The sequence below is a fragment of the Skermanella stibiiresistens SB22 genome, assembly GCF_000576635.1.
GTDB lineage: Bacteria > Pseudomonadota > Alphaproteobacteria > Azospirillales > Azospirillaceae > Skermanella > Skermanella stibiiresistens.
In genome coordinates, this window is sequence record NZ_AVFL01000014.1 from 78,745 (window position 1) to 99,462 (window position 20,718).

Below are 20,718 nucleotides of genomic sequence, written 5' to 3' on the forward strand. Positions count from 1 at the left end.
TTTGAATATGTGTGCCGATTTTAAAGACCGTATCCAGGTATCTGGATGAAACGGAGGACCACCCACGCGCTCTTCTCTGATGCCATTACAAACCAAAGAGCGCACCACCCTATTTTGTCACAGCCGGGGTAAAGATGGATTAAGGATTGACTGCAAGAGTCGCAAGTAATGCAGCCAAAACTGCGCCACCAGCCCTACACACATGAAGAGAACCTGAGATGCCAACAGCCAACAATGTCGCCAATATTTTTTCTGGATTCACTCCGTCCAAGGTGATTTGGGTTTCCAATAAAGGCAACAACGGAAGCAACGGCTCCGAGGGATCTCCCCTCAAGAGCATCCAAGCCGCGATCAACAAGGCCGATCCGGGCACGATCATCAAGGTCAAGGCCGGAACCTACAACGAAAACATCAACTTGAGCGGTGTTCACGGGACCGAGGACAAGCCGATCATCCTCCAGTCGATCGACGGCAAGGGCGCCGCGAAGATCGTGGGAGGATCGAGCAACGCGACGGTCACGGCGAACGGCATCAGCAACGTGGCGATCAAGGACTTCCAGGTTGTCTCCAACACCAATTCCGGTGACATGGGCGGCTTCAAGATTTGGGGTCCCTGGGCCAATCCGCCGCATAACCTGCTGATTTCGGGCAACATCATCACCGGCAAGGGCACCGACGGCTTCAAGCTGTTCCAGGGCGCCAACAACGTTCTGGTGACCAACAACACGATCGATGGCAACTGGCGCCAGGAGGCGATCGACAACGTCTCGGTCAAGAACGTCGTCTACGCCAACAACACGATCAAGGGCAACGCCAACTATACCGGCATCACGCTGAAGGCGGGTTCCCACGATGTCGAGGTGGTGGGCAACCTGTTCGACCTGAACACCCCGATCGGCATCAAGGTCGGCGGTGTCGGCAACTCCCGCTTCAACCGGGATTTTCCCAACGAGTGGAAGGGCTTCGAAGCCAAGAACGTCCATGTCCACGACAACGTCGTGACGGCCAAGATCACCGGCAAGAGCCTGCAATTCACCGGCGCCAACGGTAATTTGGTCGAAGACAACTCGTTCAAGGACAACGTCGGATCGTCGGCCCATGTGCAGAAGGGCCACTTCACCTATAATTCCTTCAACAACAAGCTGATCGACAACAGCGTCGCCAGCGCCAATTTCTTCAAGCCGGATGGCGGCCAGTCCTCGGGCTTCACGGTTTCCGGCAACAAGGTCGGCAACGCGACGATCCCCGCGGGCAGCGGCGTCAAGGGCGACACCGGCTCGTCGACGGATGGCGCGGCGGCACCGGCTCCCGACAAGACCCCCGTTCCGGACAAGGATGGCGATACCGATACGGGCGTGGATTCCGGCTCCTGGGCCACCAGCGCCAATCCGACCAAGACGATCAACGGGACGAGCGGCACCAACACGCTGACCGGCACCAGCGGCCACGACAAGATCGATGGCAAGGCGGGTCTCGACACCCTGATCGGCGGAAAGGGCGACGACACCTATGTTGCCAGCAGCAAATCGGAGAAGATCGTCGAGAAGGCCGGCGAGGGTACCGATACCATCCTGGTCAACGCGTCCGACTTCAAGCTGCCGGACCACGTGGAGAACCTGTACCTGCAGAATTCCGGCAACGGCTCGCTGACGGGCAACGGTCTCGCCAACATCATCAAGGGTGGTGCCGGCAACAACACCATCACCGGCGAGGGTGGCGACGACCTCCTGTTCGGTGGCGCGGGACGCGACACGTTCGTGTTCGACAAGGGTGATGGCAGCGACACCGTCGCCGACTTCAAGGCGGCCAGCGGGGGCGATTACATCGACCTGCGCGGCTACAAGCTCGACAGCTTCTCAGACGTCAAGGCGGCGATGAGCCAGCAGGGCGTCGATGTCGAGATCGATCTGGGCAACAACGAGACCCTGACCCTCCTGGGCGTCAAGACCTCGGCCTTGGTCGCCGGCAACTTCCACTTCGACGGCCATTCCTGAACCGTCGTGGGGCGCCTCCCATCGTTGGGAGGCGCCCCCTCCCAAGGTTCAAGGGTTCTCACGCGGCTCCGCTCGCCCGTAGGGCGATGGTGCTCTCGACATAGCGCATGATCTGCTCCAGGCACTCCTCGATGTTATGGCGCGAAGTGTCGACCACCAGCTGGGGATTTTCGGGCGGCTCGTACGGCGCGGAGATGCCGGTGAATTCCGCGATTTCCCCCGCCCGGGCCTTGCGGTAGAGCCCCTTGGGATCGCGTTGTTCGCAGACCGCGAGATCGGCCTTGATGTGGATCTCGTGGAACGCCGCCCCGGCCGCCTTCCGGACGCGTTCGCGATCCGCCCGGTAGGGCGAGATGAACGACGTGATCACGATCAGCCCGGCGTTGGCGAACAGCGACGCGACCTCGCCCACCCGTCGGATGTTCTCGGTGCGGTCGTCCGGCGTGAACCCGAGATCGGCGTTCAATCCGTGACGGACATTGTCGCCGTCGAGGACATAGGTCTGGAAGCCGCGCTGGAACAACCGCTGTTCGGCGCGCATGGCCAGTGTCGACTTGCCGGCACCCGACAGTCCGGTGAACCAGATCACCGCGCCGTGATGCCCATTGCGCCACGCCCGCGTGGTCGCGTTCAGCAGATGGTCGACCTCCTGGATGTTGGTCGACTTGACCGTCAGCAATTGGCGCTGGTCGGGATAGCCCCGCATGTTGATGACACCGGCCGCGACGGTGTCGAAGCCGTCGACCAGGACGCAACGGCCAGTCGCGGGATTGGTCGAGTGCTCGTCGAGCGCCAGCATCTCGCGCGAGCGCAGCGTCACCTCGCAGACCTCGTTGGTCCTGACGCGGTCGGCATCGCCCCCGCCCAGCGTCTGCGTGTCGACTACCCGATCGATCGACTGGACGGTGACGGTGGCGCGGTCGGTGGCCAGCTTCAGGGTCAGGCTGTCGCCGGGCGCCAGCGGCTTGCGGCCGATCCAGAACAGGCTGGCGCGGAACACGTTGGTCAGGACCGGCGCGTTCTCGGCATGGCTGGCGATATCCCCACGCTCCACGAACAGGGGTTCGTCCAGCGTGATTCCGAAGGTCCCACCGGCCCGCACTTCCGTTGGCGCTTGCCCCGGGCCCCAATGCTCGATAGTCGCCACACGGGCGGATCGGTTAGCCGGAGAGAACAGAAGCTGGTCTCCCACACGCAATACACCGGTTTCGACACGTCCGACCAGTATTCGCCGATGGTCGAATTTGTACACATCTTGAATTGGCAAGCGAAGAGGCTGTTCGACGGGTGCGGCGCTCGGCTCGAATCGATCGAGCATTTCCAGCAGTGTCGGTCCGGTGTACCACGGCATCTCGGGAGAACGGTTGACGAGGTTCTCACCGTGACGGGCCGATACCGGGACGACCGCCGAGGCCGTGAGCCCAAGCTCGGCCAGGAACTCCTCCACAGATCGCCGCACCTCCTCGAAGCGCCCGGCGTCGTGGCCGACCAGATCCATCTTGTTGACCGCCACCACGATCTGGCGAAGGCCGAGCAGGTTCAGCAGATAGGCGTGGCGGCGGGACTGCTCGCGCATCCCTTCCCCCGCGTCGATCACCAGAACGGCGGCGTCCGCCGACGCGGCGCCGCTCACCATGTTGCGGAGAAATTCGCGGTGTCCGGGAGCGTCGATGATGACGCAATCGCGGCGCGGCGTGCGCAGCCAGATCTGGGTGATGTCGATCGTCACCGCCTGATCGCGCTCGGCCTGGAGCGCGTCCAGGACGAACGACCACTCCAGCGGCATGCCGCGCTTCTCGCTGATCGCCTTGATCTCCTCCAGCTTGCCGTCGGGCAGCGAATCGGTGTCGTGCAGGAAGCGCCCGATCAGGGTGGATTTGCCATGATCGACATGGCCGACCACCACCAGCCGCAAGTCGGCCGGGCGGAATTGGGTCGGGGCGGCTTGGGATTGTTCGGTATCGAGGGGCTGTGCCGTCATGTCAAAGATATCCGCTGCTGCGCAGACGCTCGAAGGCGTCCTCGGCTTCATGGTCCATCGTCCGACCGGCGCGCTCCGACGTGCGCGTCTCGCTCAGTTCGGCGATGATCTCGTCGATCGTCGAAGCACTGCTGTCGATCGGCAGGGTGATGTTCTTCTCGCCCAGGGAACGGTAGCGCTTGCCGTCCCGCGCGAAGTAGAGCGGCACGACCGGTATCTCCTCCCGCCGCGTGTAGCGCCAGATGTCCATCTCGGTCCAATGAAGGAGCGGGTGGATGCGGACGTGGGTTCCTTCGGGAAACTCCGTCTTGTACTGGTCCCACAACTCCGGCGGCTGCTCCCGCACGTCCCAGGCGTTGTCGCTGGACCTGGGGCTGAACACGCGCTCCTTCGCGCGGGTCGCCTGCTCGTCGCGCCGAATGCCGGCGATCAGGCCGCGAAACCCGTGGCGCTCGGTCAGGTTCTTCAGGCCCGCGGTCTTCCGCGCCGCCGACCGGCTGGCCGGGGGAAGTGTCGGGTCCATTTCCGATTCCGGCGGACAGTGCTCGATCACCAGATCGAGGTCCCACTCTCGGGCGATGCGGTCACGAAACTCGTAGACCTCCGGCAGTTCCATCCCGGTGTCCAACTGCGCCACGGGAAATGGGACACGGCCGAAGAACGCCTTCCGGGCCAGCCACAGCAACGCGTTGCTGTCCTTACCGATCGACCACAGCATGCCGAGCGGTTCGATACAGGCGAACGCTTCCCGCAAGATGTGGATGGACCGGGCTTCCAACGCGTCCAGATGTGTGGACATGCGGGCGCAACTCCTTGACTTGGTGGACAACGGCCGAACGGACCATTCTCGAATTGGATGAAGCGAACGTTGAGACATTTTCCAGTCGGAAAGTCCTCGACGGCACCCCATCCCGGCCCTTCGACCGACACAAACTGTGCGCTTGACATGATCAACGCGACGGCCTGTTTCGGCTACGGCAATACTCCCTTAACTCATATGGTTAACGCTCATCGACTAGTTGGTCGCGATCGCACCCACTTGGAGGTTTCCCGCTCCCGGCGCACTCAAGTGGCGCGTTCCCGCAACTCAAAGGAGAGAGTCAGCCAACAGGTGGCGTCGCTGGACATATCGCCCCCCCGGATTTTGGGAAAGCCAGGACACCCGCCTGGATCTTCGGTTTGCCGGGCGCGTTGCGCGACAACACATACCCCTTGTCCTGCCCATCGTCGGGTTCGAAGAAGTCGGTGGATCGGACGGTGTTGTCCTGGATCCTGTTGTCATGCGATGGATACAGCAGTTCACCGGGCTGTTCATGCTGACGGGACCTGACACCGTTGGACAGGAAGTTCTCTTTCAGGACCGAGTTGTTGGCGCCGATGAAGGAGACGCTCTTGCGCGCCTGGTCGCCGACGACGTTGCCAGCCACGGTGATCGATGTCGCCTCGAAGCCTTTCCAGTAGTCGGGAAACTTTCTGTTGAAACGCGAGGTGCCAACGCCGCCGACATTGATCCCGACATTGGAGCGGGAATTGAAGTCGTTGCCGGTGAGGATGATGTTCCGCGATCCCGCCTTCATGGTGATCGACGTGTTGCGGGCGGAGCCGCGGACTGTGTTGTAAGCGAACAAGGCGTTCTCGATCGAGACGTTGTCCATCGCCTCCTCGCGCCAATCGCCGTCGATGACATTACCGACCACTAGGATATTGGTCGCGCCATTGAAGAACTTGATGCCGTCGGTGCCTACCCCGGTCACGATGTTGCCAACCACCGCGACGTTTCGGGCGGGCTTTTCCCAAGGCCCCGCGATCTTGAAGGCGCCCATGTCGCCGTCGGAGGTGTCCGCGACGACACGGAACCCATAGATCCCGACATTTGCGATACCCCACGCGGCGATCGCCGGCTTCTCCGGCGCTCCCAGGATGGTGGCGGCGCCGACACCGTCGGCGGACATCAGGATGATCGGCTTGTCGGGCGTGCCCTGGAGCCCGGTCAGATCCAGCGCCTCGCGGTAGACGCCAGCGGCGACGCCGATCACCGTGCCTGGTTGCGCCTTGGCGATGGCGGCCTGGATCGACTGGCCCGGCGTCACCTTGATCCGCTTGGGACGGCTGACGCAGGACGAGGCCCGCGCCACGACATCCCCCATGGCCACAGCCTCCGCGTCGGAGACCGACGCGCCCGCCAGGCCCGATGTCGGGCCCGTCAGCGCCATCAGCATGACGATCAAACCGGCTGAAATCCGCTGACCAGATCCGCCCATACGCCCCTCCCGCGCGTGCAAGCGCGACTGTCGTGACCACACCCTTCGACAGGGGATCACAGGACTGGCATCGGGATCACGGGAGCGTTTTGGATATCACCTTACGTGCATGGCGGAACTGATTGCCCATAAAGGTGATCCGTCTAAACCTTGTGTATCTTTCAACTATTATCCACTTGATAAATTTGATTGATGTGCGAAAGGCGCGACAATAATCGGACGGGAAATCGAAGGCGCTGATAAATCCGGTCGGAACCGCCGAAAGACATATGACTTTCGACGTTGGCGTCACCGCTGTTCTCCTCAAGCTGGTGTGGGGCAAACATGAGTCCGAACTATAAGATCCTGTACATTGTCGGCATGACGCACAGTGGATCGACACTGCTGGATCTGCTGATCAGCAAGAATTCCCTGGCGGTCAGCGTCGGGGAGGTTTGGCAACTCGCCAACCTCGCGAACACGCGGTACAAGAAGGACAACAAAACGCTGCTCGGCAACGAGTGTACCTGCGGCGCGGAGACGATCTGGCACTGCTCCTTCTGGCCGCGGATCGACGGGATCGTCAAGAAGGCGTCCGGCCTGAGCCTCCGCGACCTCGATCTGAACAGCGACGATCCCGAGACATTCCGGCTGCACAACAAGCTCGTGTTCGACGCAGTGGCCGAGGTCAGCGGTGCCAGGGTCATCATCGACTCGAGCAAGCTCCAGGGCCGACTCGAGAGATTGGTCGCCGCCGGCTTCGCGCCGATGCTGCCGCTCCACCTGATGCGCGATCCACGCGGGCAGGTCTGCTCGGTGATCCACCGCGCCAAGCGTCCGGTCCTGCGCCCAGCGCTGCGCTATTGCCGCGAGACGGCGACCACCGTGCTGTTCCTGCGCGGCAAGCCCCATCTGTCGGTCCAATACGAGAACCTGGCCCTCGATCCGGCTGGCGAGCTTCGGCGCATCATGGAATGGTCCGGCCTCGCCTATGAGCCGGCGCAACTCGCCTGGACCGACCAGATCTCGCACAACATCGACGGCAACGTGATGCGCCGGTCGACCTCGAACGAGATCAAGTCGGACGAGAAATGGCGCGAGCGGCTGACCGTTGGCCAGAAGATCGCGGTATCGGCCCTGACCCTGCCGGCGGTCGCGATGGCCCGCATTTGGGAGCGCACCAAGGGACCGGCGATCAAGCCGTTGGATATCGCCGTTCCGACCCACTCGAAGCCGGTCTGACCGGCAGGAAGACCTGGAACGCGGTGCCGGAGCCTTCGACGGTCTCCACCGCGATCCTTCCGCCGCACCGTTCGACCAGATCGCGGCACAGCATCAGGCCCAGGCCGGTGCCGGGTTCACCGTCGGTGCCCGGTGTCGTCGGAAGGACGACCTGGCTGGGTCTCTCCGTGAACAACGCCGCGATGGTCCGGGCGCCCATGCCGACACCGGTGTCGCTCACCGTCAGGATCATCCCGGCTTCCACCATGCCCGCCGTCACCCGGACAACGCCTCCCTCGCGGGTGAACTTCACGGCGTTGTTCACCAGATTGCGGACGATGGTTCCAATCGTTTCGGGATCCGCCTCGACCGTCAGCGGCGGCACCTCGACGATCAGGTCCACCGCCTTCATCTCGGCGGTGGCGAAGCTCATGGCGAGCGAGTCATGGACCAGTTGGCGGATATCCACCGCCGCGCTGGCCGGCGCCACCTCCATCGTCAGGAAAGTCCAGCGCAGCAGATTGTCCAGCATGTCCTGCATGTTGCGGATAGCCTGGAAGCACCCGGCCGCCACCACGACACGGCGTTCGGCGCCTAGGCGGCTGGCGGGATTCGCCAGCGTCTCCGCCAGCGACAGGGCCGCCGTCAGCGGCGAGCGCAGGTCGTGCGCCATCGTGCGCAGCAGCATGTCCCGGTCCTTCAGCGACCGGCCGATCATCGATGAACGCCGCTCTCCCTCGCGCATCCTGTCATCCAACGCCTGAAGCGAGTGGCTGAGCGACTGAACCTCCGCGTAGTCGCCCAGGGTCGGGATCGGAGGCACCGCGTCGCCCGCCGCCATCCGACTGGCGGTCTTGCCGAGCGCGGTCAGGGGTTGGCAGGCGCCCGACACGATGATCCAACCGCAAGCCAGCAGCACCAGCCCGGCGGCGGTGGCGATGGCGGCGGTGTCCACCGAAAGCCATGTCAGGGGCCGCGCCGCCATGCTGAGCGGCTGGACCGCCACGACCGACCATCCCAGCCTGTCCAGTTCCGGAGCGCGGGTGCCGACTGGGCGTCCGACGTCGTAGTCCTCGCCGCCAAGACGGGTGACCTGGAAGAACCTGTCATCCGGATCGGTTCCCCCGAACGGCACCGCGGCGTCCATCAGCGCCGCTGGCCCGTCGATCACGACACCATGCCGGTCCAGCAGCAAAAGCTCCGTTCCGTCACGCAGCGGGTGGTGGTCGCCCAGCGTCGCGCGCTCGGCCGCCATGAGCCAGGACGGATTGAGCCGCGCGGCGATGACACCGAGCGCCTTGCCATCCGCCGCCGTGATCGGCGCCGCGATCATCACGTCGTGGCGCGCGCTGCCGGCGATCTCCGCCAGATGGGGCGCCAACCGTCCGGATACGAACCAGTCCGCGTTGGATACATCCATCCCCTCCATTATGGGATCGCTGCTGGCGACCACCCTGCCCGTCGCGTCGGCGAAGCCGATCCAGCCGAAGGTCTCCCCCGTCGCCTTCAGGTTCGAGGTGACCTGACGCAGGCGCTGCCGCGGCTTCGCCGCCTCCGTCAACGCGGCGTCGCTCAGCACGGCATCGGACAAGGCGGCGCGCAGGGCCGAGTTGCGCAACTCCCAGGAGCGCTCCCGCAACCGCTCGGTCAGGCTGGCCCGCGCCTGCGTCGCCATCGCGCTGAGCGACGCCCCCACCTGCTCGCGAATACGGGGCGTAACGACGAAGTGGGTCAGCCACGCGAAGGCCACGAAGGTCAGCAGGATCACCAGGCCGAGAGCCAGGATGATCTTGCGGCGGAGAGGAGAGGCGGTGTCCATGTCCGTGGTCCTCCTCAAGCCGTCGTGGCGGTGACGGCGGGGGTGGCGGGCGTCTCGTCTCCGGTCACCAGCGGCTTGAGCAGACGCCCCAGCCGGCGTTCCAGATCGTCCATCGCGGTGTAGAAGACCGGCACGTAGACCAGGCTGAGCACGGTGGAGGAGATCAGGCCGCCGATCACCGCGATGGCCATCGGCGCCCTGGTCTCGGCGTCCGCTCCCAGGCCCAGCGCCAGCGGCAGCATTCCCGCCCCCATCGCCAGCGAGGTCATGACGATCGGCCGCGCCCGCTTGGCGGCGGCGTCGAGCAGCGCCGCCGTCCGCTCCATGCCGGGCACCTTCACATCCCCGGCGCGGGCGATCAGCACATAGTCCACCAGCAGGATCGAATTCTTGGCGGCGATGCCCATCAGCAGCAGCAAGCCGATCAGCGCCGACAAGGCCAGCGAATGACCCGACAGCAGCAGCATGCCCAGCGCGCCGCCGATCGACAGCGGCAGGGCGATCATGATGGTGATCGGCTGGATGAAGCTGCGGAACAGCAGGACCAGCGTCGCGTACATCAGGAAGACACCCGCCGTGATCGCCATGGCGAAGCCGGTGAACAGTTCCCGCATCCGCTCGGCGTCGCCGCGCTTCAACTCCGTGACACCCGCCGGCAGGTTCCGCATGACGGGCAAGGCCGCCACCCGATCCGCCGCCTCGCCCAGGGTCAGCCCGGACAGGTTGGCCTCCACCGTGGCGCTCGACCGCCGATCGACCCGCTGGATGCTGGTCGGACCCGCCCCGAAGCCGATGGTCGCGACGGACCCCAGCGGCACGGTCGCCCGCGTTCCCGAGACCGGCAGCATCGCCAACCGGCCCGGATCGCCCAGCATGTCCGTGGGCAGGGACACGACGATCGACACCTGACGGTCGCCCAGGTTGAACTTGGCGAGATTGCGGTCGGTGTCGCCCAGCGTCGCGACCTGGATCGCCTGCGCTATCGCGGAAGGCGTCACCCCGAGCTCGGCCCCGCGGGCGTCGTCGGGCGTGATGATCAACTCCGGCCGGGATGTCGCCGCCGTGGACGTCGGATTGAGGAAGCCCGGCACCGACCGCATCTCCACCAGCAGCTTGGCGCTGGTCGCGGCCAGCATGGCGTCATCGTCGCCGGTCAGCGTGACCGAGACCTTGGCTCCAGACTGACCGTCGGCGCCGAACTGGATTCGGGCACCCGGAACATCGGCCAGCAGTGGCGACACCCGTTTCTCAAACGCCTGCTGCGAAGCCGACCGTTCGCCACGCGGCACGAGATTGACCGTGACCGTGGCCGAGCGCACCTCGCCGGCCGAGGTCGCCTTCGGTCCCATGCCGGCCGACAACGGCGTCCCGATCGATGCGAAAATCCCGGCGACCTCCGGTTCGCCCCTCAGCTTTTCGGTGATGCGCAACGTCACCGCGTCGGTGTCGGCCAGGGTCGAGCCCGGCGGCAGTTCCACCGAGATCAGCGAGCGTCCACGATCCGACGCAGTCATGAAATCCGTCGGCAGCATCCGCGCCAGCCCGATAGAGCCGACGAAGAACGCGACGCCCAGCGTCAGCGTGATCCAGCGCCAGCGCAGCGCCTTCCGCAGCAGCCACAGATATGCGGGAACCCAGGTCGGCGTGTCCTCCCGATGACCTTCCGAGCGGATCAGGAAGGCGCCCATCAGCGGCGTCAGCATGCGCGCGACGACCAGCGAGAACGCCACCGACACGCAGGTCGCGATGGCGAAGCTCTTGAACAGCTGCCCCGGGATGCCGGGCATGAAGGCGACCGGCAGGAACACCGCGATGATGGTCGCCGTGGTCGCGACCACCGCCAGCCCGATCTCGTCGGCCGCCTCGATCGCCGCCTGCCAGGCGCGCTTGCCGCTTTGGCGCATGTGGCGGACGATGTTCTCGACCTCGACGATCGCGTCGTCCACCAGGATACCGACCACCAGCGACAGCGCCAGCAGCGTGATGTTGTTGAGCGACAGGTCGAGCAGCCGCATCACCGCGAAGGTCGGGATCAGCGACAGCGGCAACGCCACCGACGAGATCAGCGTCGCCCGGATGTCGCGCAGGAACAGCCAGACGACCCCGACCGCCAGCAGCGCTCCCAGCCACAGCGCCTCGATCGCGGCCTCATAGCTCTCCTCCACGAAATCCGACGACGACGTGACCTCACGGAACGAGACGTCCGCCCGCCCAGCACCTGACCAGGAGGCGTCCAACTGGGAAACGGCCGCCCGCACCGCCTTGGTCACGTCGATCTCGCTCGACCCGACCGCGCGGAAGACGCTGAAGGCCACGACCTCCTTGCCATCCAGCCGGGCGAGCTGGCGCGGATCCTCCCAACCATCCCTCACCGTGCCGAGATCGGACAGCCGCACGGCGCCACCCGCCGCCAGCTTGATCCGCGTCTCGGCCAGGGCCGCGACGGAGGTGGCGCTTCCCACCGTCCGGACCGATTGTTCCCGTCCGCCGATCCGGGTCCTGCCGCCGGGCTGGTTGACGTTGACCGAAGCCAGCGTCCGGCTGATCTCGTCGGCTCCGACGCCCAGCGCCGCCAGCCGATCCGGGTCCAGTTCGACCCGCACCACCCGGTCGACGCCGCCGGACCGCTCGACCTTGGCGACGCCGTCGATACCCAGCAGCGCCTTGGCGACATCGTTGTCGACGAACCAGCTCAGGGTGTCCGGGGCCATGGCTGGCGCGTCGACAACGAAGGTCAGGATCGACTGTCCGGTATCGTCGACCCGCGCGATGATCGGACTATCGGCGCCGGCCGGAAGGTTGCCCTCCACGCTGGAGACGGCGTTTCGAACGTCGTTGGTCGCCCGATCGACATCGGTGGCGAGCAGGAACTTGATGGTCGTGATCGAGCTTCCCTCCGTCAGGGACGAGGAGATGTCATCGACATTGCCGATCCCGGCGACCGCGTTCTCGATGACCTGGGTGACCTGCGTCTCCAACTCGCTGGGAGCGGCGCCGGATTGCGAGACGGTCACCGTCACTGTCGGCTGGTCGATGTCCGGCATGTTGTTGGTTCGGAGACCCAGGAAGCCCAGCACCCCGGCTCCCGTCAGGAACAGGAACAGCACGATCGTCGGAACCGGATGCCGGATCGACCAGGAGGATATCCCGTTCATGGCGTGCCACTCCCCGCGTCCGCCTGTTGCGTCACGACGCGCACCTGATTGCCGTCGTCCAGGAATCCGGCGCCCGCGACGACCACGCTCTCGCCTTCCTCCAAGCCACCTTCGATCGCGACCCGGCCACCCGCGCGGGCGCCGGTTTCGACCCGCCGAAGCTCGGCGGTGCCGTCACCCGTGACGGTGAAGACGGCTGGTTGCCCACCGCGCCAGACGACGGCCGGCTCGGCGACGGTCAGCACCAGCCGCTCCTCCGCCTCGATCGAGACGCGGACGAACATGCCCTGAAGCAGCCCAGCGCCATCGGGCAGGCTCAGATAGGCGGTGCCCAGGCGCGTCACCGGATCGACCTTGCCCGCCATGGCCCTGACCTCCGCACGGATCGCGCCTCCTGCGGCGTCGGTCACGGTCGCCACCTGCCCCGTCCTGATCGCCGGGATATCCCGCTCCGGCACCAAGGCCGCGACCTCCAGCCTGCCGTTGCGGAGGATGGTGAACAGCTCCGTCCCGGTCTGCGCCACGGCGCCGACCACGGCCGGTTTCGCGACGATGACGCCCGCGACGGGAGCCACCACGCGGGTCTGGGCCAGCCTGACGTTGAGCAGGTCGAGAGCGGCCTTGGCTTGCGCCAGCTTGGCGCGGGCGGTGCGGGTGGCGGTGGCGCGTTCGTCGGCGACCTCGCGGCTGACGGCGTTGGTCGCCAGCAGCTTCCGCCCGCGCTCCTCCGCCAGCAGGGCCGACGCCAGATTGGCGTCGGCCTCCTCGATCGCGGCACGCTGCTGGGCGATTTGGGCCGTCAATTCGCGGTCGTCCAGCCGCGCCAGCAACTGTCCGGCCGTGACCCGCTCGCCCTCGCCGACCAGGACCTCGACCAAGGCGAGGCCGCTGGTCTCCGACCCCAGCGTCAATTCCTGCCACGCCACCACGGTGCCGGTCGCCGTCACCGTCGAGGTCATGGCCTGACGCTCGGCTGGCTCGACCGTCACACCCAACCCCGTGACGGGTGCGGTCGCCGTCTCTCCCGACCGGTCCCGCGCGTCCGATGGACCGCAAGCGGCCAGCGCCAAGGCCAATCCGGCGGCGGCCAACCTATTCAAGAATCCCACGTCCAAGATTCCCTCACGCCCCGGTGACAACGGTCAATGCCGTCGCCAGCATCATGATCAGCAGCCCAACCATCGCCAGGACGGCGGCGGCCACGATGGACCATTCCCTGACATGCGCACCCTTGCTCTCCATCGACCGCATTTCCCTTCAGCGATGCGCCAGACCGGCTGGCGATGACGGCACCATAGGGGACGGTCGTTGCCACAATTCTTCGGTTCATTACGAAGCGTGACAGCCATGGGGGGATTTGTTGCCGAGTGTTGCCGCGGCCTCGTTCTACACGCGCCGTTGCAAAAATCCGATCGCGATCCATCGGACGCTCGTCGTATAAAAGACGAACAGGCGGACCCGACCGCAACTCCTAGGGCCAGATGCAGACATCGCCGCACATACTCGTCGTGGACGACGATCAGGAGATCAGGCGGCTGCTGGGCCGTTACCTGGACACGCAGGGTTTCCGCGTGACCTTGGCGGCCGACCGGCGCGAGTTCGAGAAGGCCTTCGGCAATGCCCAGATCGACCTCGTCGTGCTCGACGTCATGCTGCCCGATGGCTCGGGGCTGGAGATCTGCCGCAATCTGCGCGGCCAGCGCCAATATGTGCCGATCATCCTGCTGACCGCGCTGAAGGAGGAGATCGACCGCATCATCGGGCTGGAGATCGGAGCGGACGACTACATCGCCAAGCCATTTAATCCGCGTGAATTGGTGGCCCGCATCCGCGCCGTGCTGCGCCGGGGCTGGGAAGCGCCGGAACCCGCGACCGACACCCTATTCCGCTTCGCGGGCTTCACCGCCGACCCCGCCACACGCCGCCTGACCGACAGCCAGGGCGAGGAGGTCGGGTTGACCGCCGGCGAGTTCGAACTCCTGCGCGTCTTCCTGGAACGCCCGGGCCGCGTGCTGTCGCGTGATCAGCTGCTCGACCTGACGCAGGGCCGCGACAGCGACCCGTTCGGCCGCTCGATCGACGTGCTGGTCAGCCGTCTGCGCCGCAAGCTGGGCGACGGCGGCACCTTCCAGATCTTCAAGACGGTGCGGAACGGTGGCTACCAGTTGGCCGCCCGCGTCGACACCTCCACCTGAGCGCCATGGACCTGCCCCGCTCATCGGTCCGGACCAAGCTCGCCGTGGTCCTGGTGGTCGCGATCGTCGCGGTCGTCGGACTGGCGACCTTCGTGACCATGGCCGTGGTCCGCGGGCCGGGCGCGCAGCAGATCATGGAGCCGATCGCCCGTCACCTCCAGCTGATCGCCACTCTGACGGGGGAGGATGGCCCCACCGCCGCGGCGGACCTGCGGTTCGATCCGGCGCCGCCGACCGGCCCCCGATCAGCCCATTTCACCGAGAGCCTGCGCGCGGCGCTCGACCGCATCGGTCATCCCATGCCCGTGGTGGTGATCCGGCCGGAGCCCCCCGGCCCCGACACCCGCATGACGATCTCGTTTCCCGTTCCCGGCCGCGGCTGGCTGACCCTGCCCTTGCAGGAACTGCCGGGCTCCGGCCCACCCTGGCCGCTGCTGCTGTCCTACATGGCGTTGATCGCGTTGGGCGCCACGGTGGTGGCCCTGTTCGCCGCCGCCAAGATTTCCCGGCCGCTCGGGATGCTGGAACAGGCGATCACCTCGATCGGGCCGGATGGCAACCTGCCGATCCTCCCCGAGGCCGGTCCGGACGAGGTCAAAGCCACGGCGCGCGCCCTGAACCGCCTGTCCGCCCGCCTGAAATCCGCGATGGAGAGCCGCATGCGCCTGGTCGCCGCCGCCGGCCACGACCTGCGCACGCCAATGACCCGCATGCGGCTGCGCGCCGAGTTCCTGCCCGACGAGGACCGCGACCAGTGGCTCACCGACCTGGAGGAGCTGGACCGCATCGCCGACAGCGCGATCGGCCTCGTCCGCGAGGAGATCGAGACCGAGACCGGCACCGTCGAGCCGCTGCGGCTCGACCAACTGGTCGCGGCCCTGGTCGAGGATCTGAAAGCGCTGGAGATTGAGGTCACGCTGGGACCGATGGAACCCGCCTGGACCAAAGCCGGCCCCCTGGCCCTGAAGCGGGCGCTCCGCAACCTGATCATCAACGCCGCCAGTCACGGCGGCGGCGCCACCGTCGAGGTGACGGCACGGTATGGCTCACCCACCGTGATCGTGACCGATAACGGTCCCGGAATTCCCGAGGATCTGCTTCGGCAGGTGTTCGAGCCGTTCTTCCGGGTCGATCCCGGCCGTCGCCAGCAAATCCCCGGAGCCGGCTTGGGTCTCGCCATCGCGCGCGAGATCGTGACGCGGAACGGTGGCGACATCGCCATCCGCAACCGTGACGGCGGCGGCTTGGCTCAAACCGTGACGCTGGCGCCCGTGACAATTCCGGTGGCCGGGCGCCTCGGCTGATCCGGCGCCACGTCAGTGCGCTTCCAAAGCGGCGAACGAAGGCTCATCATGTTCTTTGGTCGGCGAATCCGGGTTGGAGCCGGTACCCAATGCGGCGCGGGCCAATGGCGGATCCCACGAAGGGACGCGTGAAGGAACCAGTTGGGGAGGATGGCGACGATGACCTATCGGGACATTCTGGCGCATGTTCGGCCTTACGGATCACTCGAACCGGTCGAGGTCGCCCTGCGGCTCGGTGGGCGGTTCGACGCCCGCGTCACTGGCCTTTACGCCTTGGAGGACGTCGCGCGTTTCCGGCGGATCCTGGCGGAAAATTCGGACCCCTTGCGGGAATTGATCGAGCGGGACCGGGAGTCCGCCGCCGAGGCCGAGCAGCGTGTCCGCGCCCTGGCGGAACGCGAGGGCGTTGATTTCGACTGGCTGGCCTGCGAGGGTGACGCCGCCGATCTCATCGCCATCGTTGGACGCTTGCGGGACCTCGTCGTCGTCGGCAAGACGGAGCCGGGCGAGAGTTTCGGCGTGATCGAGCGCATGGTAACCGTGCCGACCGGTCGCCCCGCCCTGGTGGTTCCATCCACAGGCCCCTTCCTGGACACCGGACAATGCGTTCTCATCGCCTGGAACGGCAGCGCCCAGGCGGCGGATGCCGTGATGCGGGGCATGCCGTTCATAGCCGGCGCCAAACGTGTGGTCGTGCTCGAGGGAAGCGAGGATCGCGAGCGGCTTCCCGTCACGACTCCCAGCCGGCCGCTCGATGTCGTGGCCTATTTGAAGCGCCATGGCATAGAGGCTGAGACGGCGCGAACCGACGCCAAAGGCACCGCCGTCGGCATGGCCATCCTCGATGCCGCGCGGGATGCCGGGGCCGATCTCATCGTGATGGGGGCTTTCGGACGGTCCCGTCTGCGGGAGTGGATTCTCGGCGGGGCGACGCGCGCCGTGCTGGATCACATGCATGTTCCCGTGCTGATGGCGCATTGACCCTCGACGTCATCGGTCCGGCGTCATCGTAATGATGTCACTCCGCCGGCCTCCACCGTGAGCAAAGTCGAGATGGCGGTTGTCAGGTCGGCGGGGCTGACCGGCTTCGTCAGCACGGTCACGTCCCGTAGGTCCGGATCGACGCCATTCAGGGAATCGTATCCGGTACAGAAAAGAAAAGGAACGCCCATGGAAGCCAGCACCCTGGCGATCGGCAAGGAGGTCTGACCGAGAAGATTGAAATCCAGCACGGCGACATCCGGCCTCGTCGTTTGGGCCATGTCGATGGCGTCCTGCGCCCGTCCCACGGGTCCGAGCACTTGGTAGCCAGCCTCCTCCACCGCGTGGGCCATCGCCAGGGCGGTGAGCGCCTCATCCTCCACCAACAGCACCCGGACGCCGCTCGACGGCCGTGTCGGCTCATCGTTCGCGGGGCGGGGCATGGGAGCTGCGGAAACGATTCCGCTTGTCATGAAATGATGCGCGGGCAATACCATGCGGAATCGGAGGCCGGCCGGATCCCATTGGCGATCCTCCTCGCCGCCAAGCTGATTCCTGATGGTCCGTTCGATGATCAACGTGCCGAACCCGCGCCGCTTCGGCGTGTTGACGGTGGGGCCACCGTTTTCTTCCCAGTTCAGCACCAGGGTGCCGTTCCGCTGGTCGACCTCGAAGGCGACGGCGACCCTTCCCGTCGCCTTCGAGAGAGAGCCGTGTTTGGCCGCGTTGATCGTCAATTCGTGCAGGACGATCGACATGGCCTGGGCGGACGTTGCCACGATCGTCACCGGAACTCCGGAAATGTCCATGCGTCCAGGCGTGGTGTGGGCCTCCAACTCCTGACGGATCATCGTGGTCAGATCCGCCCCGGACCAGCGCGTGTTCGCGAGCAGCGTATGAGCCCGGGCGATGGCCGCGACGCGCCCTTGGACGACCTCCGCGAAATCCGCGGGACTTTCCGCCCGGCTCAGGATGACGATGGATTGCACCACCGCGAGCGCGTTCTTGGCCCTGTGATCGACTTCCCCCATGAGCAGGCGCAGACGGGCTTCGGCGTCCTTCCGCTCGGTCAGGTCGACCGCCATCGTGACGACCAGTCGGCGTCCGCCACCGTCGCGCCCGATCGGCGCGGATCGGAAAGCCCAGGCGCGCTCCAGCCCCTCCGATGTGACGACGGCGTGTTCGCCCTCCTCGAGCGGCCGGTCCAGCGCGTGGAGCCTGTCAAAGTTGGATGAGGGTCCGGCATTGTCGTGGAAGGCGCGGCTGGACCAATCGGACATCGTCGGAATCTCGGCGCGCGAGTATCCCGAGGCGTCCAGCCAGGCGCGGTTCACATGGATGATCTCGCCATCCTCGGCATGCACGATCGCCGGGAAAGGCGCTCCCTCGACCACGCGCCGCAACCGGGTCTCGCTGTCCCGCAGGTCGGCGGTCCGCCTGCCGATCAAGTCGGCGGTATCCCGAAGCGCCTCGTCCACGGCCCTGATCTCGGCGACGCCTGGATAAACCGCCGACAGGGGTCTGCCGAGGCCCAGAGCCCGCGCCGCCGCGGCCAATTGCGTGATCGGCATCGCCAAACCGCGCGCCAGCGCCAAGGCGACGGCCAAGCCCAATAGGAAAAGCAGCAGGCCGCCGGCTGCGAACAGCGTCAGTGTCCTTTGGGGCGCGGAGTTCACCAGGGCGTCGGGAACGCTGACACCGACCAGCCAGCCCGAATATTCGGAGCGCTGGTAGGACTGAAGCGACATGAACCGGTCGATGTTGGCGATGTGTTGGACGCCTTCGGGAACATCCCTCACCTTTGTCCAAACCTCGTCGGGCAGCTTCGTGCCGACCAGTTCATCCCCCGATTTCGAGCGGGCGATGATGGTGCCTGTCCGATCGATCAAACCCGCGATCCAGCCGGGAGGAAGGCGATCGGGCGTGAAGATCGACTGAAGCCGCTCCAGCGATATCGTCAGGCTCAGCAGATATTTGACCTCGTCGTTCCTGATGACGGGCACGACCACGATCAAGAGCCGTGTCCTGGCCACGGCTCCGGTCAGGAGATTGGAGAACTTCGGCAGGCGGGTCGAGATGGCGGCGCGGTCCGCGTCGAAGATGGGGTTGCGCGGCAGGGGATTTCCCCACGGCACCCGCGTGTTCACCAGTTGCTGGCTGGCGAGATCGCGGAGCAGCACATTGGTTCCAAGTAGGTCGCGCACCTTCGTGGCGTAATCGTGGAACGACGCGAGATCGTCGCTCGTCAGGCTTTCCGACAGAGCCAGGACCTCGCCGACGGCCAAGATGCGGGCAAGCTCCCGGTCTATGTCCTCGGCCAGCAGTCGGGCCCGGTCTTGAACCTGATCCTCGATCACGGCCATCTCCACTTTGGCACCATGGTGGAGAAGGGCCGCGGAGAAAAGCAGAAGTGGTATGGTACAAGCGGTCACCAGTAGAACAAGCCAAGTCCGCACCCGCAGGGACCGCCGAAACCAAGTCGCCCGTTCTTCAATCGGCGAGACAGAAGCCACAGTCATGTTTTCCTGGACTTATCATACAATTTCTACAGTGAGCGTCGTGAGGGCGCTGTGATGACACCCATCCCTTAACAATTTCAGAGAGGATAATCATAGTTTATTTTTAACCACACCTCGGGTTTCGGTCCAGCGCCGTCCAAAGCGACGGGGATTTGTCCGGCTGGGGATTCGCGCTTGATTCCAGCCCCGCGCCACCCGAGGATTTCGATGATAATCGCCGCGACGCGGTTCGGTTACCGGCACGATAGCGGGCACGATCCATGGCGACCATCCTAGCTCTCACCCACTCGGGATACTTCCACGCCGACGAGGTCACCGCCTACGCGATCCTCCGGCTCGGGGACGAGAATGTCGCCGCCTCGTTCAAGCGCAGCCGTGATCCGACCCTGATCTCCCAGGCGGCCATCGTCTTCGATGTCGGCGGCGTCCACGATCCAAGCCAGGGCCGATACGATCACCACATGACGGTCGATCGGGCGCCGAAACGCGATGACGGGCGTCTTTATAGTTCCGCCGGTCTGATATGGCGGGATTTCGGCCGTGCCGCGTTGCGAGGAATGGCGGCTGGTCCCGATGACAAGGGAATTCCGGCCGATGGCGTCACGACCCACTTGGATGAGCTTTGGGCACGCATCGACCACGTGTTCATCCGCCGGATAGACGGCGTCGACACCGGTGAGGAGCCGGCGCCACCGCTCTCCTACGCGGACCAGATCGACGCCTTCAACCCGAACTGGACCGAGGAGATCGACGCCGACAGGAGATTCCTCGAAGCGGCCGGTTTCGCGGCGGACACCTTGCGCCGCTTGGTCAGGCGGGAACTCGCCCACATTCTCTCGCGCGATATCGTCCTGGAGGCGCATGCGTCGAGCGCCGACCCCCGTGTGCTGGAGCTACCCGGAAGCTTGCCCTGGCAAGGCGTCGTACAGGATCACGGTCTGCCCGTGGTCTACGCCATCTACCACAAGGACGGCGACTGGATGATCACCGCCATGCCAACCAGCGCGGGGGGACATGACCAACGGGTTCCCCTGCCCCGGGCGTGGGCGGGACTGCGGGATGCCGACATCCAGAAGACCTCCGGGGTCGAGGACGCGGTGTTCGCTCACGCCGCCCGCTTCTGCGGTGCCGCCGGGAGCAAGGCCGGCGCGCTCGAAATGGCTAGAAAGGCCTTGGAACTGGCCGGTCATCCGCCACCAACGATGGTTCAATCGTAGGTCGGCTAAAGCGAAGCGGCAGCCGACACCCACTCAAACGCGCCTGCTTGTCGGCTGCCGCTTCGCTTTGGCCGATCCATGGTGCAATCCGC

General features: G+C 65.6%; 13 protein-coding genes. 6 read left to right on the forward strand and 7 right to left on the reverse strand.

Annotated features, from left to right (window positions below):
* Nucleotides 1–218 precede the first annotated feature (218 nt).
* Nucleotides 219–1,994, forward strand: a complete 1,776-nt coding sequence (locus N825_RS36655; protein ID WP_051512580.1) for a right-handed parallel beta-helix repeat-containing protein — start codon at nt 219–221, stop codon at nt 1,992–1,994.
* 58 nt (nt 1,995–2,052) lie between these two features.
* On the opposite strand, the gene cysC is transcribed toward N825_RS36655, so the two are convergent.
* The 3 genes from cysC to N825_RS19000 form a co-directional block, all read right to left on the reverse strand.
* Nucleotides 2,053–3,975 (reverse strand): adenylyl-sulfate kinase, encoded by a 1,923-nt coding sequence (cysC, locus tag N825_RS18990; protein ID WP_051512581.1) that lies wholly within the window; start codon nt 3,973–3,975, stop codon nt 2,053–2,055.
* Nucleotide 3,976: 1 nt separating this feature from the next.
* A complete protein-coding gene (gene cysD / locus N825_RS18995) occupies nt 3,977–4,774 on the reverse strand; it encodes a sulfate adenylyltransferase subunit CysD (protein WP_037455477.1) in 798 nt (265 codons plus the stop codon).
* Nucleotides 4,775–5,075: 301 nt separating this feature from the next.
* Nucleotides 5,076–6,236, reverse strand: a complete 1,161-nt coding sequence (locus N825_RS19000; protein ID WP_157619380.1) for a right-handed parallel beta-helix repeat-containing protein — start codon at nt 6,234–6,236, stop codon at nt 5,076–5,078.
* Nucleotides 6,237–6,560: 324 nt separating this feature from the next.
* On the opposite strand from N825_RS19000, the gene N825_RS19005 reads away from it, so the two are divergent.
* The gene (locus N825_RS19005) at nt 6,561–7,457 is read left to right on the forward strand and encodes a sulfotransferase (RefSeq protein ID WP_051512582.1); all 897 of its coding nucleotides are present in this window, start codon (nt 6,561–6,563) and stop codon (nt 7,455–7,457) included.
* Here N825_RS19005 and N825_RS19010 read toward each other — a convergent pair.
* From N825_RS19010 to N825_RS19020, 3 genes are read right to left on the reverse strand one after another with little or no spacing between them, the layout of a single operon-like run.
* The gene (locus tag N825_RS19010) at nt 7,411–9,255 is read right to left on the reverse strand and encodes a sensor histidine kinase (RefSeq protein ID WP_037455482.1); all 1,845 of its coding nucleotides are present in this window, start codon (nt 9,253–9,255) and stop codon (nt 7,411–7,413) included. The two genes, N825_RS19005 and N825_RS19010, sit on opposite strands and share 47 nt — an antisense overlap.
* 14 nt (nt 9,256–9,269) lie before the next feature.
* Nucleotides 9,270–12,410 carry an efflux RND transporter permease subunit gene (locus N825_RS19015; protein WP_051512583.1) on the reverse strand — a complete coding sequence of 1,047 codons (3,141 nt, stop codon included), beginning with the start codon at nt 12,408–12,410 and terminating at the stop codon, nt 9,270–9,272.
* A complete protein-coding gene (locus tag N825_RS19020) occupies nt 12,407–13,519 on the reverse strand; it encodes an efflux RND transporter periplasmic adaptor subunit (protein ID WP_157619382.1) in 1,113 nt (370 codons plus the stop codon). Before N825_RS19020 ends, N825_RS19015 begins: the two co-directional genes overlap by 4 nt.
* A gap of 372 nt (nt 13,520–13,891) precedes the next feature.
* On the opposite strand from N825_RS19020, the gene N825_RS19025 reads away from it, so the two are divergent.
* The 3 genes from N825_RS19025 to N825_RS19035 all read left to right on the forward strand — a co-directional run bounded on the left by N825_RS19025 (nt 13,892) and on the right by N825_RS19035 (nt 16,890).
* Complete coding sequence (locus N825_RS19025; protein ID WP_037455485.1) at nt 13,892–14,605, forward strand: response regulator; 714 nt, start codon at nt 13,892–13,894, stop codon at nt 14,603–14,605.
* Nucleotides 14,606–14,610: 5 nt separating this feature from the next.
* Nucleotides 14,611–15,909: an ATP-binding protein gene (locus N825_RS19030; protein WP_037455488.1), complete on the forward strand. Its 1,299-nt coding sequence runs from the start codon at nt 14,611–14,613 to the stop codon at nt 15,907–15,909.
* Nucleotides 15,910–16,068: 159 nt separating this feature from the next.
* Nucleotides 16,069–16,890, forward strand: coding sequence for a universal stress protein (locus N825_RS19035; protein ID WP_198038552.1), 822 nt, complete (start codon nt 16,069–16,071; stop codon nt 16,888–16,890).
* Between the two features lie 23 nt (nt 16,891–16,913).
* Here N825_RS19035 and N825_RS36660 read toward each other — a convergent pair whose 3' ends face one another.
* The gene (locus tag N825_RS36660) at nt 16,914–19,247 is read right to left on the reverse strand and encodes an HWE histidine kinase domain-containing protein (protein ID WP_198038553.1); all 2,334 of its coding nucleotides are present in this window, start codon (nt 19,245–19,247) and stop codon (nt 16,914–16,916) included.
* Between the two features lie 422 nt (nt 19,248–19,669).
* Between N825_RS36660 and N825_RS19050 the strand changes: the two genes are divergently transcribed.
* On the forward strand, nt 19,670–20,626 hold the full coding sequence (locus tag N825_RS19050; RefSeq protein ID WP_037455491.1) for an MYG1 family protein: 957 nt from the start codon (nt 19,670–19,672) through the stop codon (nt 20,624–20,626).
* Nucleotides 20,627–20,718: the final 92 nt, after the last annotated feature.

Bases quoted from the DNA above. Each gene is read 5' to 3' on its own strand.
- N825_RS36655 (WP_051512580.1), top strand. From the start codon at position 219: ATGCCAACAGCCAACAATGTCGCCAATATTTTTTCTGGATTCACTCCG.
- cysC (WP_051512581.1), bottom strand. From the start codon at position 3,975: ATGACGGCACAGCCCCTCGATACCGAACAATCCCAAGCCGCCCCGACC.
- cysD (WP_037455477.1), bottom strand. From the start codon at position 4,774: ATGTCCACACATCTGGACGCGTTGGAAGCCCGGTCCATCCACATCTTG.
- N825_RS19000 (WP_157619380.1), bottom strand. From the start codon at position 6,236: ATGGGCGGATCTGGTCAGCGGATTTCAGCCGGTTTGATCGTCATGCTG.
- N825_RS19005 (WP_051512582.1), top strand. From the start codon at position 6,561: ATGAGTCCGAACTATAAGATCCTGTACATTGTCGGCATGACGCACAGT.
- N825_RS19010 (WP_037455482.1), bottom strand. From the start codon at position 9,255: ATGGACACCGCCTCTCCTCTCCGCCGCAAGATCATCCTGGCTCTCGGC.
- N825_RS19015 (WP_051512583.1), bottom strand. From the start codon at position 12,410: ATGAACGGGATATCCTCCTGGTCGATCCGGCATCCGGTTCCGACGATC.
- N825_RS19025 (WP_037455485.1), top strand. From the start codon at position 13,892: ATGCAGACATCGCCGCACATACTCGTCGTGGACGACGATCAGGAGATC.
- N825_RS19030 (WP_037455488.1), top strand. From the start codon at position 14,611: ATGGACCTGCCCCGCTCATCGGTCCGGACCAAGCTCGCCGTGGTCCTG.
- N825_RS19035 (WP_198038552.1), top strand. From the start codon at position 16,069: ATGACCTATCGGGACATTCTGGCGCATGTTCGGCCTTACGGATCACTC.
- N825_RS19050 (WP_037455491.1), top strand. From the start codon at position 19,670: ATGGCGACCATCCTAGCTCTCACCCACTCGGGATACTTCCACGCCGAC.